The organism is Kutzneria viridogrisea DSM 43870, assembly GCF_000525635.1.
GTDB classification, from domain to species: domain Bacteria; phylum Actinomycetota; class Actinomycetes; order Mycobacteriales; family Pseudonocardiaceae; genus Kutzneria; species Kutzneria viridogrisea.
Window position 1 is genome coordinate 9,426,221 of sequence record NZ_CP007155.1, and the last position, 16,889, is coordinate 9,443,109.

General features: G+C 66.4%; 15 protein-coding genes and 3 tRNA genes. 9 read left to right on the plus strand and 9 right to left on the minus strand.

Translation table 11 applies throughout. The annotated features are described in order from the left end of the window. Position 1: 1 nt before the first annotated feature. The 7 genes from KALB_RS41450 to KALB_RS41480 form a co-directional block, all read right to left on the minus strand. Positions 2-652: a PIG-L deacetylase family protein gene (locus KALB_RS41450; protein ID WP_025361577.1), complete on the minus strand. Its 651-nt coding sequence runs from the start codon at positions 650-652 to the stop codon at positions 2-4. After that, entirely contained in the window at positions 649-1,425 is a 777-nt protein-coding gene (locus tag KALB_RS41455) for a sugar phosphate nucleotidyltransferase (RefSeq protein ID WP_025361578.1), read from the minus strand. The genes KALB_RS41450 and KALB_RS41455 overlap by 4 nt, the downstream gene beginning before the upstream one ends. Continuing rightward, positions 1,422-2,702: a class I SAM-dependent methyltransferase gene (locus tag KALB_RS41460; protein WP_236650131.1), complete on the minus strand. Its 1,281-nt coding sequence runs from the start codon at positions 2,700-2,702 to the stop codon at positions 1,422-1,424. Before KALB_RS41460 ends, KALB_RS41455 begins: the two co-directional genes overlap by 4 nt. After that, entirely contained in the window at positions 2,657-4,183 is a 1,527-nt protein-coding gene (locus KALB_RS41465) for a sugar transferase (protein ID WP_042221379.1), read from the minus strand. The genes KALB_RS41460 and KALB_RS41465 overlap by 46 nt, the downstream gene beginning before the upstream one ends. A 439-nt stretch (positions 4,184-4,622) precedes the next feature. Further along, positions 4,623-4,696 (minus strand) — tRNA-Phe (locus tag KALB_RS41470). A 33-nt stretch (positions 4,697-4,729) separates the two neighbouring features. Further along, positions 4,730-4,803 (minus strand) — tRNA-Asp (locus KALB_RS41475). 13 nt (positions 4,804-4,816) lie between these two features. Further along, positions 4,817-4,889: transfer RNA gene (locus KALB_RS41480), tRNA-Glu, on the minus strand. 563 nt (positions 4,890-5,452) lie between these two features. On the opposite strand from KALB_RS41480, the gene KALB_RS46120 reads away from it, so the two are divergent. Next, entirely contained in the window at positions 5,453-6,427 is a 975-nt protein-coding gene (locus tag KALB_RS46120) for a DUF222 domain-containing protein (protein WP_148309861.1), read from the plus strand. A 76-nt stretch (positions 6,428-6,503) separates the two neighbouring features. Here the strand turns inward: KALB_RS46120 and KALB_RS46125 are convergent, their stop codons facing one another. Continuing rightward, the gene (locus tag KALB_RS46125) at positions 6,504-6,743 is read right to left on the minus strand and encodes a hypothetical protein (RefSeq protein ID WP_081789758.1); all 240 of its coding nucleotides are present in this window, start codon (positions 6,741-6,743) and stop codon (positions 6,504-6,506) included. Positions 6,744-6,961: 218 nt separating this feature from the next. On the opposite strand from KALB_RS46125, the gene KALB_RS41490 reads away from it, so the two are divergent. The 8 genes from KALB_RS41490 (at position 6,962) to KALB_RS41525 (ending at position 16,242) form a co-directional block, all read left to right on the plus strand. Beyond that, a complete protein-coding gene (locus KALB_RS41490; protein ID WP_025361582.1) occupies positions 6,962-7,267 on the plus strand; it encodes a metal-sensitive transcriptional regulator in 306 nt (101 codons plus the stop codon). A gap of 56 nt (positions 7,268-7,323) precedes the next feature. Next, positions 7,324-7,533, plus strand: a complete 210-nt coding sequence (locus KALB_RS41495) for a heavy-metal-associated domain-containing protein (protein WP_025361583.1) — start codon at positions 7,324-7,326, stop codon at positions 7,531-7,533. A gap of 95 nt (positions 7,534-7,628) precedes the next feature. After that, complete coding sequence (locus KALB_RS41500) at positions 7,629-9,830, plus strand: heavy metal translocating P-type ATPase (protein ID WP_081789759.1); 2,202 nt, start codon at positions 7,629-7,631, stop codon at positions 9,828-9,830. 493 nt (positions 9,831-10,323) lie between these two features. Continuing rightward, the gene (locus tag KALB_RS41505; protein ID WP_025361585.1) at positions 10,324-10,644 is read left to right on the plus strand and encodes a hypothetical protein; all 321 of its coding nucleotides are present in this window, start codon (positions 10,324-10,326) and stop codon (positions 10,642-10,644) included. 122 nt (positions 10,645-10,766) lie between these two features. Then, a complete protein-coding gene (locus KALB_RS41510) occupies positions 10,767-12,449 on the plus strand; it encodes a potassium channel protein (RefSeq protein WP_025361586.1) in 1,683 nt (560 codons plus the stop codon). Between the two features lie 167 nt (positions 12,450-12,616). Continuing rightward, positions 12,617-13,813 (plus strand): L,D-transpeptidase, encoded by a 1,197-nt coding sequence (locus KALB_RS41515; protein ID WP_035975574.1) that lies wholly within the window; start codon positions 12,617-12,619, stop codon positions 13,811-13,813. A 204-nt stretch (positions 13,814-14,017) separates the two neighbouring features. Further along, positions 14,018-14,977, plus strand: a complete 960-nt coding sequence (locus KALB_RS41520; protein WP_025361588.1) for a YbaB/EbfC family nucleoid-associated protein — start codon at positions 14,018-14,020, stop codon at positions 14,975-14,977. Then, the gene (locus tag KALB_RS41525; protein WP_025361589.1) at positions 14,977-16,242 is read left to right on the plus strand and encodes an ADP-ribosylglycohydrolase family protein; all 1,266 of its coding nucleotides are present in this window, start codon (positions 14,977-14,979) and stop codon (positions 16,240-16,242) included. Before KALB_RS41520 ends, KALB_RS41525 begins: the two co-directional genes overlap by 1 nt. A 103-nt stretch (positions 16,243-16,345) precedes the next feature. On the opposite strand, the gene mihF is transcribed toward KALB_RS41525, so the two are convergent. Then, positions 16,346-16,657: an integration host factor, actinobacterial type gene (mihF, locus tag KALB_RS41530; RefSeq protein ID WP_025361590.1), complete on the minus strand. Its 312-nt coding sequence runs from the start codon at positions 16,655-16,657 to the stop codon at positions 16,346-16,348. Positions 16,658-16,889: the final 232 nt, after the last annotated feature.

A 16,889-nucleotide genomic window follows, 5' to 3' on the forward strand; every position in this document is an offset into this window, starting at 1 on the left:
CTCACTCCCCACCGAGATCCAGTACGAACTTGTCCACGAAGAACGCTTCGGCATACCTGCTGCGGCACTGCACTCCTCGTAGGCGTGCGAGCCCGAGGAACGCCTCGTCGTCGAACCAGTCGCGAGCCGCCTGAGACGGGTAGTGCTCGTGTAGCAAGGCGACCTTGCGGCGCGCGAGCTCCTCGGTCAGCGGCAAGTAGCAGGTGGGCTGCCCCAGGTCGCCGTCCCACTTGAGGATCTCGTAGCCCAGGACCAGGTGGTCGCGGAACGCGGTCGGAACCAGCTCCGCGAGGACGCGGTGGTCCTGATGCGCGTCGCCAGCGCTCGGCGCGAACACCACATCTGGATCGATTCTGGTGCGTAAATCCTCAACAGCTTGCTTCGCCGCCGCCCAGTTCGCCGGGATCCTGCCATCGGGCAGGTCGAGCACGGTCAGCTCCACCTTCGCCTCCGGGCAGAAGGCCGTCAGAGCTGCCCACTCCTCGGTCGCACGAGCCGTGCCGCCCCCGGTCAGCACCAGTGCGTGCACGGTCAGGCCCGGGTTAGCGGTGGAGATGCGCAGCAGCGTTCCTCCAGCACCGATGGCTATGTCGTCGCAGTGTGCGCCGAGCACAGCCACTGATCGGACCGGACCGGGTCGCAGGTGCTTCATCGCTGCTCCCAGAGCATCCAGGGACGGTCACCCGAACTGTATGCGGCGTCCAGCGCCGCGCGTTCCTTGACCGTGTCGGCGGGCTGCCAGAAGCCGCGGTACGGGTAGGCCATCAGCCGCCCGTCCTTCGCCAACGCTCCGCAGGCGTCCTCCACCAGGTCGCCGTTCTCAGGCAGGTGCTCGAACACGTCCTGTCTGAGCACGAAGTAGCCGCCGTTCTCCCACAGCGGCAGATTGCTCACAGGCGTGATGCCCGTCACTCCGTCGTTGCCGTCGAGCTCCACGCAGTGGAAGGAGGACTGGGGCGGCACCACCATCATCGACGCGCCCGCGTTCGAGGCCTCGAACCTGTCGACCATCTTGTCAAGCGGCGCGTCGGTCAGTACGTCGGCGTAGTTGGCGAGAAAGACCTGCTCGTCCTGAACGAGGTGGCGCACCTTGCGCAACCGCTCTCCGATGGGCGAGTTGATCCCCGTGTGCACGAAGGTGATCGACCAGTCGCTGATGTCCGTGGAGAGCAGCTGCACCTGGCCGTCACGCAGCACGAAGTCGTTGGAGGCGGTCTCCCGGTAGTCCAGGAAGAAGTTCTTGATGTGGTGCCCGCCGTAGCCGAGGCAGAGCACGAAGTCGGTGTGCCCGAAGTGAGCGTAGTAGCGCATGACGTGCCACAGCAGGGGGCGCGGACCGACCAACTGCATCGGCTTGGGGATGTCGTCCGCCGTGCCGTTGCGCATACGCATCCCGTATCCGCCGCAGAACAGCACGACCTTCACGGGGTCACCTCGACGATCTCCAGTTCGGGGATGGGAAAGACCAGCCGCCCACCCCACTGGCCCACGTACTTCAACTGGTCGACCAACTCGTCCCTCAAGTTCCAGGGCAGTACGAGCACGTAGTCCGGCCTGTCCTGCGCAATGCGTTCCGGTGCGTGGATCGGGATCCTGGTGCCCGGTGTGAAGCGACCGTGCTTGTACGGATTCCGGTCAACCGTGTACCTGACCAGGTCCGATCGGATTCCGCAGTGGTTGAGCAAGGTGTTGCCCTTGCCTGGAGCACCGTACCCAATGACCGTTTTGCCCTGATCTGCGGCGGCGATGAGGAACCTCAGCAGGTCACGTCGCACCCCTGCGACCCGCTCACCAAAACCCTGGTGACCGGACAGGTCGTGCAGCCCGGCGGCCTGCTCGTCGGCGAGCACCTCGCGCAACCGCTCGGTCGGCTGTCCAGCCGCAGCGTCGGGCCTGGCCCAGACCCTGATCGACCCGCCGTGCGTGGGTAGGACTTCGACATCAACGACGGTCAGGCCACCGGTCGACAGCGCACGCTGAGCAGATGCGACGGTGTAGTACTGGAAGTGCTCGTGATAGATCGTGTCGTACTGGTTGTCTCGAACCAGGCTCAGCAGGTGCTGCACCTCGATCGACACCCACCCGTCGTCAGCGACCAGTTCCCGCAGCCCCTGCGTGAAACCGATGACGTCCGGGATATGCGCATACACGTTGTTGGCCACGACGAGGTCCGCAGGACCGTGGTCGGCCCGCACCTTCGCGCCGGCCTCAGCGTCCAGGAATGCCGTCAACGTGGGCACACCCCGATCGCGGGCGACGGCGCCAACATTGGCCGCAGGCTCGATGCCCAGGCACCTGATCCCACGAGCAACGACGTGCTGCAGCAGGTAGCCGTCATTGCTCGCGACCTCGGCGACGAATGAATCCGCTCCGAGCCCGAGCCGCCGCACGGACTCGTCGACGAACCGTTCGGCGTGATCCACCCAGCTTGACGAGTACGAGGAGAAGTAGGCGTACTCCGTAAACGTGTCCTCTGGCGTGATCAGCGGCGGCAACTGGGCGAGCATGCACTCACCACAGACGCGCAGGTGGAGTGGATAGTTCGGTTCAACCTCGTCAAGCTGCCCAGCGGTCAGGAACCGCTCGCAGGGCGGCGTCGCCCCGAGATCGACAACACTGTGCAGGTCGGCTGCACCACACAGACGGCACTTCACGCTCAGTACGCTCCCTGGCCGCGGGCGACTGCCCGAACTGTCTTCCACATGATCAACGCGTCCAGAGCGAGTGACCAGTCCTCCACGTAGCGCAGGTCGAGCCTGACGGCTTCCTCCCACGGCAGGTCACTGCGGCCACTGACCTGCCACAGTCCGGTCAAACCCGGCTTGACCAGGAGTCTGCGGCGCACGTCGGGACCGTACTTCTCGACTTCCTCCGGTAGCGGCGGACGAGGCCCGACCAGCGACATCTTCCCGGCCAGCACGTTGATCAGCTGGGGTAGCTCGTCGATGGAGAACCTGCGCAACACTGCCCCCACCGAGGTCACCCTGGGATCGCGTCGCAGCTTGAACAGCGGACCGGCCGCCTCGTTGTCCGCGACCAAGTCCGATCGCCGCCGATCCGCGTCGACCACCATGGTCCTGAACTTGAGGATCGTGAACGGCTTGCCGTCCTTGCCGATCCGGCGCTGCCGATAGAAGGCAGGGCCCCGGTCGCTGATCCACACCGCGAGGGTGACCCCCAGCAGGACCGGGGACAGCAGCGTGAGCAGCGCTATCGCACCGATCCTGTCAACGATCTCCTTGACCACTCGACGCGCCCCGGTGAAGGTGGGCGCCGTGACGCGCAACAGCGGCAGTCCGAGCACGCCGGTCACGTGAACGCGGGGTCCGGCGACCTCCATGAGCACCGGTGCGACGACCATCTCCGTGGACGTCCCTTCGAGTTGCCACGCCAGCCGCTGGAGCCTGCGTGGCGTCCAGTACGGGTCCGGTGTCACGGCGACAACCCGATAGCCGCCGCGCCGAACGTGGTCGGCCAACTCGTCGAGCCGGCCGACCACGGGAACACCCGCAATCTCGCCCCTGCCGAGTTGATCAGTCCTGCCACCCACGCAGACGGCCTCGACCCGCCACCCGTTGTGCGGCTCGCGACGAGTACGAGCGATCAGGTCCGAGACCGTGTCCGCGCTGCCGGCGACCATCACCGGAAGCAGGCAACGTCCCACTCGGCGGCGACGGTGGAGCAACTGTCGAAGTACGTACCGCTGTGGGAAGAGCACCAACGCGATGACTGGCACGACGACGAAGACCCAGGCGCGAGAGCCAGGGATGTCAGCACCAAGGCAACCCATCGCCAGCACGACGGCGGCTGCGCCCAGTGCGCGGCCGAGGCGACGGAACTCCTCAGCGCCCTGGCCGAGCACGACCGGACTCCAGGCGCGGCACACGATCAGGGAGCCGACGACGGAGCCCATCGTCGCGAGAGCGAAGAGGACCGGCGGGTAGCCGTCCTTCCCAGCGGGGTGCCGCACTGTGTAGCCGACCGACAGCACGATCAACAGGGACGAGAGAAGGTCGCCGACTAGGACTGCGGCCCGGTACTTCGTCTCCCACCCAGCGATCGGGGACTTGGTCGGCTGAGGTCCAGTGGCGTGCACAGACGGACGAGTCGGGCCTGCGGGCCGGGGAATCGACACCGATCCCGCGAGTACGCCTCGCCGAAGCTGCCTCACCCGATCCCGCATGCATGTCTCCCAAGATCAGCTGACTCGGCCACAATGAGAACAGAGCCCAACGGGCCGCCTCAGCGGGGGGAGTCGAACCGATGACGTCGGCGCTCTAGCCATGAACCCGGTTGATTCAACAGCAAAGGGTATTGCGCACACCAGGGGCTGTTCTACCAACCCAAGGTGTCCCGCCCCACACGGGTGATCATTACACCTTTCGTGCGAATGATACGCAAAAGTTACCGGAATTTTTGAACCCTACGTAACAATCCAGCGTAAGGAGTCACCCATAGCGGTGACCTGCCGATGATCAAGATCGAGTTGAAATACTCACCGGCATCACAATGCCATACCTCAGAAAAGCAGCGAGGGCCACCAGTCGGTGGCCCTCACTACCTGATTCTACAAAACTTTGAATCCCCAAGGATTCTTGCCACTACGCTCAAGCGCAGCCTTGTGGCCAGGGGCGGGGTCGAACCGCCGACCTACCGCTTTTCAGGCGGTCGCTCGTACCAACTGAGCTACCTGGCCAGGAAACCCTGGTGATACCTGGGAATTTCCTTGCGACCCAGACGGGACTCGAACCCGCGACCTTCGCCGTGACAGGGCGACGCGCTAACCGACTGCGCCACTGGGCCTTGCTGTTTTTCGTGCCCCCAACGGGATTCGAACCCGCGCTACCGCCTTGAAAGGGCGGGGTCCTAGGCCGCTAGACGATGGGGACTCGGTTTCCTCCGAACCTCCGAAGAGGGACCTTGGCTACCGGGCCCTCCAACGGCTGTCCGTTGGAAGCGAGACAAGCATATGACACGACACCCACATCTTCCAAAACGGGGGTCCACCAAGCCCCTCACCAGCAGTTTTGCCGCCAGCCACTCCAGAGTGCGACGCCGACGGGCCTGGTCGAGCCACCTCTGGGGCCGCCACAAGCACCTCACTCGAGCGAGTGGCGTAGGACACACCTTGTCCCGAGGGTGACCGCTGCCCGCTCTGGTTCACAAGCCCCGTTGCGCCAGGAGCGGCGAACAAAAGTCGCCACTACAAATCACCCACGAGGGGGACCGATAGGCCAAATATGGGACAGCGGGGCAAACATCAATCACACACAGTGCTGACCGGCTCCACGCAAGGAGCGGTCCACGCACACAATTTCAGGCATCCGGGCGCTCAAACACGCAGGCGCGGAACATGCTCAAGATCAGCTCGACGGGTACAGGTACGTCCACTCACCCATTCGGTGACGGGCGGCCCCACGCAGGCGCAGAACCAGTGTGAAAGCGAGGACAAGTGAAACCCCTTGATCAATTGACACAGGCCATGGACGCCGTACTCAACCTCAACCCCGAGTCGCTGCCGGACGAGGCCATCGCAAGCACCCTGCAGAGCCTGGTCGCACATGCGAATCGGGCACAGGCGGCGATCGTGATCTTTGCCGCGGCGATGACCGAGCGGAGGGCCCACGAGATCGCGGGACACAGCACCACCGCCGAGTTCCTCACACAGCGTTGCCACTACGCAGGACGCGAGGCAGTAAAGCTAGCCAACTACGCCCAACGACTCGAACACGCCTTGCCGCACACAGCGAGGGCGCTCCGCACAGGGCAGATCAACTGGCATCACGCAGCGACAGTGGTCCGCGCAGAAGAGGACCTCGGCGCGCACCGGGTACGGCGACACGAGCAGGCTTGGATCGCCAACGTGGCGGTCCACAGCGGCCCGGAGCGTTTGCAACGGGTCGTTCGAGCGCACGTTGAGGAGAACGGCTTGACCACCAAGCCGCCAACCACCTCAGAGGTGCAGGACGAGCCGCACGCCGCTCCCCCGCGGCCGACGCCTGACTCGTTCCAACAACTCGGGGTTGACCCCAGTGCCGCGGCAATTGCTCCAGCCCAAGTGCCAACAGCACGGACGGCTCTGTGGAGCGACTCGCCCCCCGAGCAGTGCGGCGAGTTGGAACTGACGACCTCCAGGCGCAGCACAGATCAAGCAACCCTGCCGCGACTCGTCATTGGGCTCGGTCTCACACAGGTGTACTCCCCACAGCCTGGTCAGCCGACTCGACGCTGTGTGCACGACCTCTGCGCGTTGGACGCAGACTGGCGCGAGGTGCACTTCACGTTGCGGTGGCAGGACGATTCCGAGACGGCTTTCGCCTCAGTCCTCCCTCTGTGCGACCACCACTTCGCCGAGCTGCGCGCTCGCCGGCACGTCGCACCCGCAGCAGCGGCCAGTCGTGGCGCACGCGCCAAGCACGCAGCATGAGACGCATACGCGGTGAGCGAGGAAGCCTTCAGGCTCATCAAGCCCAAAGGCCACCCGCCCCAGCCAACGCCTGCTTTCAGCGACGTACCGGCGGAACTCCGTCCTCACCAGGTACCAAGCCGAGCATCTCGAGAAGCTGACGGCAGTCCTCGACGTCGAGCGCACCACGAGCAACGGCCAGCCGCGCCTGGTGGACCTGCTCCGACGAGATCCTGGACGGTTCGTCGTTCCGCTGTGCCGGCACGCCCGTGGAACCACGTGGCATGGCGTCGTCGTGTTGCCAGAGGAACTTCCTGACCTCTAAAGATCCGCTCATGGTGCCTCCCCGACTCGGCTCTCGGCGGCGAGGCTAAGCGAGGCACCCAGCCAGCCGCAGCCCCCCGGAGAGTGATTCCCCTCCGACGGAGAGTGACCGTGAGTTATGCGCAGGCACCCTGGACCACCGCGAGCTCACGACCTGAATCGATGCACTAGAAGTGAGGCGCCCACCACGACTGCCACATACCACTACCCCGTAGGGGTATATTCGACACCATGCCGGACGAGCAGACGAGCCATGAGTGGCCCTACGCCCACCGCAAGGACGCCCACTTGCGGCGTCTGCGGCGTGTCGAGGGGCAGGTTCGAGGACTGCAGCGGATGGTCAACGACGACGTCTACTGCATCGACGTGCTCACCCAGGTCTCAGCGGCCACGAAGGCACTACAGGCCTTCGCCCTGGAACTGCTTGAGGAGCACCTCGCTGGGTGCGTCGTCGATGCGGCTCGCAACAGCGACGAGGCAGCGCAGGCGAAGGTACGCGAAGCGGCCGACGCGATCGCCCGGCTCGTCAAGTCCTGACCTCGCCACCGGCAGTCACACATACCTGGCCGTGCGCCATTCAGAAGGGAACCGCGATGAGCGTGACCGCGACCTACACCGTCACCGGCATGACCTGCCAGCACTGCGTGAGCTCAGTGACCGAGGAGCTGTCGGCGGTTCCAGGCGTGCAGGGCGTGTCTGTGAGCCTCGACACGGGCGCGGTGACCGTCACCAGCGAACGAGAGCTGACGACCGACGAGGTGTCCGCAGCAGTCGATGAGGCTGGCTACCAGCTCGCTGGCTGAGCACCGACCGCCACAGCGCAGCACAGGAGGAGCGAATCGTGACGACCACGGAGTCACCGGCCGGGCACGGACGAGTTGAACTGGCTATCGGTGGCATGACTTGTGCCTCCTGCGCTGCGCGCATCGAGCGCAAGCTCAACAAGCGGGATGGCGTGTCGGCGACGGTGAACTTCGCGACTGAGCGAGCGACCGTCACACACCGCTCAGACGTCACCGTGGACGAGTTGGTCTCCATCGTCGAGGCCGCAGGGTATGAGGCGACACCGCCACGGTCACACGACGAGCCCGAAGACCAGCCAGAGTCCGCCGAGGACGAGCACACCACTGATCTTCGACTGCGCTTTGTCATCGCAGCATTCCTGGGAGCGCCGGTGCTGGCGATCTCGATGGTGCCGGTCCTGCAGTTCCCAGTGTGGCAGTGGGTCGTCCTCGCGCTGTCGACCACGGTGGTCTGGGTCTGCGGTTGGCCGTTTCACCGAGCTGCAGCCGTGAACCTCCGCCACGGCGCAACCACCATGGACACCCTGGTGTCGATGGGTGTGACGGTCGCATACCTGTGGTCCGTCTACGCGCTCGTCTTCGGCGGCGCTGGTGTGGTCGGCATGCGCCACGAGTTCAGCATCGCGCCGTCCGCGCGAGCCGGAGCTGACGTCTATCTCGAAGTAGCCGTCGGCGTGACCATCTTCCTGTTGCTCGGTCGATGGCTGGAGGCACGTTCCAAGCGGAAGGCTGGCGCGGCCCTGCGGGCACTGCTCGCACTCGGCGCGAAGGACGTCGTGGTCCTGCGCGGAGACAGGGAACTGCGCATCCCGGTGGCTGAATTGGTGGTCGGCGATCTCTTCGTAGTGCGCCCCGGCGAGAAGATCGCCACTGACGGTGCTGTCGAGATCGGCAGCTCAGCAATCGACCGCTCCATGGTCACCGGCGAGTCAGTTCCGGAGGAGGTCGGCGTCGGCGACGGGGTGCTCGGCGGCACCGTCAATGTCGGTGGGCGGCTCGTCGTTCGCGCAACCAGGGTTGGTACCGACACACAGCTCGCGCAGATGGCCAAGCTGGTCGAGCAGGCACAAACCGGCAAGGCCGAGGTCCAGCGCCTGGCAGACCGCATCTCGGCGGTGTTCGTCCCGATCGTCCTGGCGCTCGCATTGATCACCCTGGCCGGCTGGCTGGTCGCGGGCAAGCCAGTGGAGTTCGCTGTCACGACAGCGGTCGCCGTACTGGTGATCGCCTGCCCCTGCGCGCTCGGGCTCGCGACACCGACAGCCCTGCTGGTGGGTACCGGCCGTGGTGCACAGCTGGGCATTCTCGTGAAGGGCCCCGAGGTGCTGGAGTCCACTCGCAAGATCGACACCGTGGTGCTCGACAAAACCGGCACCGTGACGACAGGTCAGATGGCCCTGGTCGAGGTCCGACCGGTTGCGGGTGTGGACCGACAGGACCTGCTGAGCTTCGCCGGCGCGGTCGAGCAGGCATCGGAGCACCCCATCGCGCGAGCCATCACCACAGGTGCGCAGTCCGAGCTTGGGTCCCTGCCTGCTGTGGAGGACTTCCGCAACACCGAGGGACTCGGCGTCGTGGGTGTGGTGGACAGCACCGCGGTGCTGGTTGGCCGCCCACGGCTGCTCGCGGACTGGTCGATCGAGATCCCGGCCGAGTTGGCGGCGGTCCAACGAGAGGCAGAGGCGAGCGGACGCACAGTGGTGGCGGTTGCCTGGGACGGCGCGGCCAAGGGCCTGATTGCCGTCTCGGACACCGTGAAGCAGGGCAGCGGCGAGGCGATCCGACTGCTGCGCGGGCTTGGTCTGCGCCCCGTGCTGCTCACCGGCGACAACTCCACGGTGGCCAACGCGGTCGCCGCCGAGGTGGGCATCAGCCCAGCAGATGTGATTGCCGAGGTGCTGCCAGCCGACAAGGTCGCAGCGGTACGCAAGTTGCAGTCCGAGGGCCACACGGTGGCGATGGTCGGCGATGGGGTCAACGACGCGCCCGCGCTGGCCGCCGCTGACCTCGGGCTGGCGATGGGGACCGGCACTGACGTCGCGATCGAGGCTGGCGATCTCACGCTGGTCCGCGGTGACCTGCGAGCTACCGCGGACGCGATCAGGCTGTCGCGCAGGACGCTGGCGACGATCAAGGGAAACCTGTTCTGGGCGTTCGCCTACAACGTCGCGGGGCTGCCGCTGGCTGCGCTCGGCCTGTTGAATCCGATGCTCGCCGGCGCGGCGATGGCGTTCTCCAGTGTGTTCGTCGTGACGAACAGCCTTCGGTTGCGCGGGTTCCAATCAAGCACTCGGTGAGGCCGAAAACAGGACCAGCATTCGCGAAACCGTGAGCGTTTGCCCACTTCTGGCAGTTGTTGGCAACAAGCTCGCGACTATCAGACTTGGGCGGTGGTCGCTGCCGAACACGGAGTGTGCGCAGGTGACGGTCACGCTCGGTGCAGACGAACCTGGCAGACCAAAAGGGCAGCACTAGCCACAGAGTCCACTCCGACACAACCCCTGTCCGGAGCATCCGCACTCAGCCAGGCTCCGCAACGATCTTGATTCCAGGGACCGGCTACCTGGTTTTCAAGCGGTGAATCCTGCGAGGTTTTTCCGCCCAAAACCCTCCCGCGCAGGTGCGGCCCATGTCACAATTGGCTGGCTGACACACCCCCGGTCAGCGCCTGTGGAGATCCCCTCCGGCCCCCGCGTTCCTCCCCCTGGCGCGGGGGCCTCTCCACGACTGGGACATGTGTCGCCGGACACACCCGACACCTCGTCGCAACCGAACCGTTATCGTATCCGGGTGCCTCTTCCCTCCCTTGGACGTGCCAAGAACGGCAAACACCGCGAACCTGCGCGCGAGCAGCAGGTCGAGGCGGCCCCGGACCACGACCTGGAGAACTACCTGGCCGCGCTGGCGCCGGAAGGCGACGTCGAGACCACGGGCTCGGGCCGACGATTCGGCAACGCGCAGGTCTACCAGCTGCGGCTCTCGTTGGTCGCGAACGAGCAGCTGCGCGAGTTGGCAGCCCGGCACCAGACCTCCCCACTGGCGTTGGCGCAGGAGTGGATCACCCAGCGGCTGGCTTGGGAGACCCAGGGCCAGCAGTCCTCCCAGTACTGATCTGCTTGCCTTTACGGGCAGGCCGCTGCCATAGCGGCGCTCCGAGGGCAGACGCGAGAAGTTCGTCCTGATATCGAGTTCAACCGGACTCGGCGAGCGAGACGGTCACTTACGATCAACTCGTGCCAACGCTTCAACTGCGCAGGGGCGAACGGCGTCGGCATCTCGTGGTGTGCGGCGACAGTCCGTTGGCCTACAGGCTGATCGACGAACTGGTCACGCGCTACGACGAGGACGTCACGGTCATCCTCCGGTCCAAGCAGCGCAACCACGGACCGCGCATAGCTCAACTGGGCAAAGTAAAGATCATCGAAGCACCGGAACTCGATGCCGGGGCCTTCACGCAAGCCAAGCTGATCAATGCCCGCGCGATCGCCCTGCTCGACTCGGATGACGTCAGCAACATCCACGCCGCACTGCGGGCCCAGGACATGAATCCGGATCTGCGCCTGGTGCTGCGCGTGTTCAACATGAGCCTGGGCCACCGGATCCGCACGCTGTTCACCGATTGCGCCGTGCTCTCCGACGCCGCGATGGCCGCGCCGTCCTTCGTCGCCGCAGTGCTCGGACGAGAGGGCCCCACGCACATCAGGGTCCCCGGCAGGACCCTCTACGTCGTGCGCCGAGAGGACGTACCTGCCGACCGAGTGGTCTGCACCCTCGCGGACACCACCGATCCGGTCGGCCCGAAGTTGCTGCCACACGAGCGGCACTCCGATGACCTGGTGCTCGCCTTCGCGAGCGGGGCCAATCGGATCGAGCGGGAACCCAGGCGGCGGTCGTGGGGCGCCTCAGTTCGCCGCAACCTCAGCACAGTGTTCAACCGCAAGGTCGGCATCGCGGCGCTGGCGCTGTTCTCGCTGCTCACGCTCGGCACGATCGCCTTCGCGACGCTCGGCGGCTACTCCTGGTGGGACGCGATCTACGAGACCGCTCTCGACGCGGCGGGCGCAGCCCAGCCCCAGCCGGATATGCCCGCCATCAACAAGATCACCCAGGTCATGGTGACCATAGTCGGGATCTCCATCATCCCGATCATCACCGCGGTCGCGGTGGACGCCGTGGTGAGCGCACGGTTGGCGGCGGCGGGAGACCCGACAGGCCCGTTCCACGACCACGTGGTGGTGGTCGGCCTTGGCCAGGTGGGCACCAGGGTGGTCGCACAGCTGCACGACCTCGGGGTCCCTCTTGTGTGCGTTGACAAGGACGAGAATGCACGTGGCGTGCCGTTGGCCCGCAGGCTCGGCTTGCCGGTGGTGTTCGGAGACGCCAGCCGCGAGGACACGCTGCGGTCCGCTTACATCGGTACCTGCCGGGCGCTGGTCACTCTGAGCTCGCACGACATCGTGAACCTGGAAGCAGCTCTGACGGCACGAGCGATCCGCGAGGAGTTGCTCGTGGTGCTGCGCCTGTTCGACAACGACTTCGCCAAGCTCGTGGAACGGCGCTTCGACATCGACGTCTCGCGCAGCGTGTCCTTCCTCGCCGCCCCTGCCTTCGCGGCCGCCATGGTGGAGCACCAGGTGATCGGCACGATCCCGGTGGGACGCCGCGTGCTGCTGATCGCGGAGGTTCCGATCAAGGCAGGCACCGTGCTGCACAGCAGCACCGTCCGCGCGGCGGAGGAGCAGGGCGAGGTGCGGGTCATCGGGCTGCTACGACGCAACACCGACACGGTCGACTGGCAGCCGCCGCCCTCGCACGTGTTGGAGCCCAAGGACCGGCTGATGGTGGTCGCGACCAGGACAGGGCTGAGCCACGTGCTGTTCAAGAGCACCAACGCGGGCCAGGAGTCCGGCTCCTGATCTTGATCTAATCGAGAGCACCGGTGTCGGACGATGGAGGTACGGTGCTGCGCAGAGGGACCACTCGCCGGTACTGTGACGCAAGTCACGTTTGAGGTAGTCAACGTGGCAGTTGCCCGCCGCGTCGATTGAGTGGAGAAGCACCAGGTCGGGGGGAAGGGGTGACCGTGAGGCGGACCGGGAGAGTCCAGCGCTGGCTGGTGGTGTTGGGGGCACTGGTCACAACGGTCGGGCTGGCCTCGTGCAGTTCGAGCACCTCGCCGAGCACCACGCCGCCCAAGTCGACCGAGCAGAAGGTGTCACCCGCCGCGGTGTCCCAGCCCGCGAAGGTGACCCAGGTCCCCGGCGACGGGGCGCAGAACGTCTCGCCCGCCGACGCCGTGCAGGTGACGGTCAAGGACGGGGCGATCTCCGAGGTCCACCTCACCAACCAGCAGGGCAAGGACGTCGCCGGCACGCTCGCGGCCGACAAGCACACCTGGACCGCGTCCGAGCCGCTCGGCTACGGCAGGAGCTACACCTGGGCGGGTAGTGCTGTCGGCTCGGACGGCAAGCAGGTCTCGCTGGGGGGCACGTTCAGCACGGTGCAACCCGCATACCAGATCAGCGGCCAGCTCAACATCGCCGACGGGGACACCGTGGGCGTGGCTATGCCCATCGTGCTCACCTTCAGCTCACCGGTGCGGGACAAGGCCGCGGTCGAGAAGGCACTCGTCGTGAAGACCTCGGTCCCGACCAGTGGGTCCTGGGCTTGGATGGACGACAAGACCGTTCACTACCGGCCGACGAACTACTGGGTCCCCGGTACGAAGGTGACCGTGACCGCCAAGCTGCACGGCACGCCGTTCGGCAGCGGCGCCTACGGCATGGACGATGTCAGCACCTCGTTCACCATCGGCCGCATGCTCATCCTGCGTGGGAACACGCAGACGCACCGGCTCCAGGTGATCACCAACAACCAGGTGACGGCGGACTACCCGGCCAGTTTCGGGCTCGACAGCGACCCGGGTCGCGTCACGAACAGCGGCATCCATGTCGTGATGTCCAAGAGCACCACGTTCTCGATGACCAACCCAAAGTACCACTACCAGGACGTGGTCGTGCCCTGGGCTGTGCGCATCTCGAACAACGGTGAATTCGTGCACGGTTACGCACCGAGCATCTGGGCGCAGGGCAACACCAACGTCTCGCACGGTTGTGTGAACCTGGCGCCCGACAACGCCAAGACGGTGTTCGACGAGGTCATCCCGGGCGACCCGGTGGAGATCAGCGGTTCCACGGAGCAGTTGGGTCCTGAGGACGGCGACTTCTACGACTGGGCAGTGCCGTGGGACCAGTGGCAGGCCAAGTCGGCGCTGCACTGAACCAAGACCCGTTTTCCCCTCGTGGGGTGGTCGCGATGCGACCACCCCACGAGTGCGTTCAAGCCAGAGATCCACCAGGTGTCAGACGTCACGTCCCCGTGTTCGGGCAGCTCGACAGCCGCGCCGCGGGGAACTTGGGACAAGATTCCCACGATGGTGGATTTGGCTGGGTAGCGTCACCCTGCCGGATGAGAAAGGCAGAGGATGACCGACCCCGAACAGGTGGCCGCGCTCTTGGCCGCCAACGCGGCGACGCTGGAGTCGATGCGAGTGCTGCTGGCCAACTCGCAGCAGCAGTTGGCCGAGGTCACGCGTCTGACGCAGGAGCTGGGCGAGCGCACCGCTCATGCGCAGTCGCCGGACCGGATGGTCACGGTGACCGTCGACGGGACCGGGGCGTTGAGGCAGGTCTCCTTCGACCGGGACACCTTCGAACACCACACGCCGATGAGCTTGGCCAGCGCGGTCACCAAGGCTGCGCGTGACGCAGTGCGTCAGCTCACCAGCAATGACGACGCGGAGCTCGAACGCGTGAGCGTTGCAGCAACGCACGAGCCGTCGTCGACGGCGACCGCGCAGCAGATCGTCGCGCCCGCACCACAACCGCCGACGCCGACCTCGTCGACCGCGGTCGATCTCGACCAGCCCGTGGCGGTGTCGGCTCAAGCTGACGAGCAACGCACGGTCGTCACTGCTCCGCCACCCGCGCTGTCGGACGACCCCGTACCGGTGCCCGCCCCGGTGGCGATCCAGGACCCGCCGCCACGCCCGGTCGACGTAGTACCGGACAGCGGCAACAGCCAGATCGACCACGTCGTGTCCGCACTGAGCCGCCTGCCCTCCTACACCGGCATCGTGACCAGGGTGCTCGGCGTCCGCGATCCGGAGCGCGCGGCGGCTATCGCCAGTCAGTACGTACCCGGGGAAACGATCATCGAGCGCACCTTCCTGAGCACCTCGGCCAACCCGGCCTACACCGGGGACGGCCTGGTCAGGTACACGATCGAGGCCAAGCACAACGGCAAGCTGATCGGTGGCATCTCGCAGGACGGCGAGGCCTTCGGCGAGGTCGTCTTCGGACCGGGGTGCCGGTTCCGGATCACCGGCAAGCGGTACTACCCGAGCATGCGCGGCTGGGACATCGCACTGGAGGAGCTGGGCTGATGGCGGTCAGCGAGTGGGAGTGGGCGCCGGGCACCCCGGTGGACCACACGGTGAAGATCATCAAGTTCCACCGGGACAGCCTCGCCGTGCCCCAGGAGCAGCGCGTGCGACTGGCCGATCCGAGCCGTCACGACTTCCCGATCGGTCTGGACGAGTCCGATCGGAAGTTCCCGGTGCCAAGCCAGGCCCCGTCCTGGTCGGAGCGGGTGATGGGCAGCCTGCTGGCCGGTGCGGTGGGCGACGCGCTGGGAGCGCCGATCGAGTTCCTCTCGATCGAGTCGATCCGCGGGCAGCACGGCCCGGAGGGGGTCACCGGACCTGGCGCGAGCGGCCTGATCACCGACGACACGCAGATGACCTTGTTCACGCTGGAGGGACTGATCCGGGCACACGTGCGCGACCGCGTGTCCGGACCAGGAGATCCGCTGCCGATCGTGCAGCACGCCTACCAGCGCTGGCTGCACACGCAGGGCGTCGAGTGGCCGCAGGCGGGCGGGCCGTTCGCTGAGCGAGTGCCGCATCCGGACGGCTGGCTGATCACCGAACGGGGCCTGTTCGAGGTCGCCGCGCCCGGCAATACCTGCCTGTCCGCGCTGCGCAAGTTCGCCGCGGGCAGTCCACCAGGCACGTTCACCAACCGGATCAACGACTCCAAGGGCTGCGGTGGCGTCATGCGGGCGGCACCCGCGGCGCTGTGGTCCGCCGACCCGGTCGAGGTGTTCTCGCTCGGTGCGGCGACAGCGGCGCTGACGCACAGCCACCCCACCGGCTATATCTCGGCGGGGGCGCTGGCCTTCCTGGTGCACGGTCTGCTCACCTCGTCCTCGCTGCCTGCGGCGATCGCGGCACTGACGAGGGTGTTGCAGCGCTGGGCAGGCCACGAGGAGCAGCTCGCAGCCCTGGAGCGGGCGGTTCGGCTGGCCGACGAGGGAAGGGTCAGCCCCGAGCGCATCGCGGAGGAGCTGGGCGGCGGCTGGATCGGTGAGGAGGCGCTGGCGATCGCTGTCTACGCGATGCTGGTGACCGACACCCTGGCCGACGCACTGCTGGTGTCGGTGAACCACTCGGGGGACAGCGACTCGACGGGGGCGATCTGCGGCAACCTGGCGGGCGCGCTCTACGGGGTGCGATCGATCCCGGCCGACTGGCTCGACCGGCTCGAACTGCGGCAGGTAATCACCACTCTGGGGGAGGACGCACTGACGGAGTTCAGTGCCCACCCACCCACCGAGGACCGCTGGGTGCAGCGCTACCCGAGCTGGTGAGAACGGCAATTCTCCGGTCCGGTGACGTACTTGCGCCACCGGACCGGAGTGACTCGATATCGGCCTACCGGACCTTTATCGGTCATCGAGCACATGACCGTGCTCAGCCGATCGCGTCGAGGAGGGCCTGGCGCTGACGGTCACCGAGCCCGGCGGCCCTGCGGTCCACGTCGATGCCGGTCTCCTCGAGGAGCTTGGCCACCTTCACGGCGCCCAGGCCGGGAACGGCCTTGAGCAGCTGGGCGACCTTGGTCTTTCCGACGGTCTTGTCCTCCTTGGCGCGCTTGAGCACCTCGGCGAAGGTCGTCTCGCCGGACTTGATCGATGCGAGCAGGGCCGTGCGGGCCTTGCGGGCCTCAGCGGCCTTCGCCAGCGCTTCCGCGCGCTGCTCGGGGGTCAGTGTGGGCAGAGCCAACTTCATGGTCCTTTCTTGCGACAAGGAGCTGCTCGACGGCCATCATGCACGCTGACCACGTCTTTCGTCAGCGTTCACGTCTCCTGGCGCGTCGGGGCAACCCCGTGGGTGACGCTACGCCAGCCGACGGGGTGACGTGGCGGGACACTGGGAAGTTCATCCAGGTGAAGGGCTCTTTACGCCCAGCTCACAGCTGGTGGATCGGTGACGCCCCGCAGTCGACGGCGTCCAG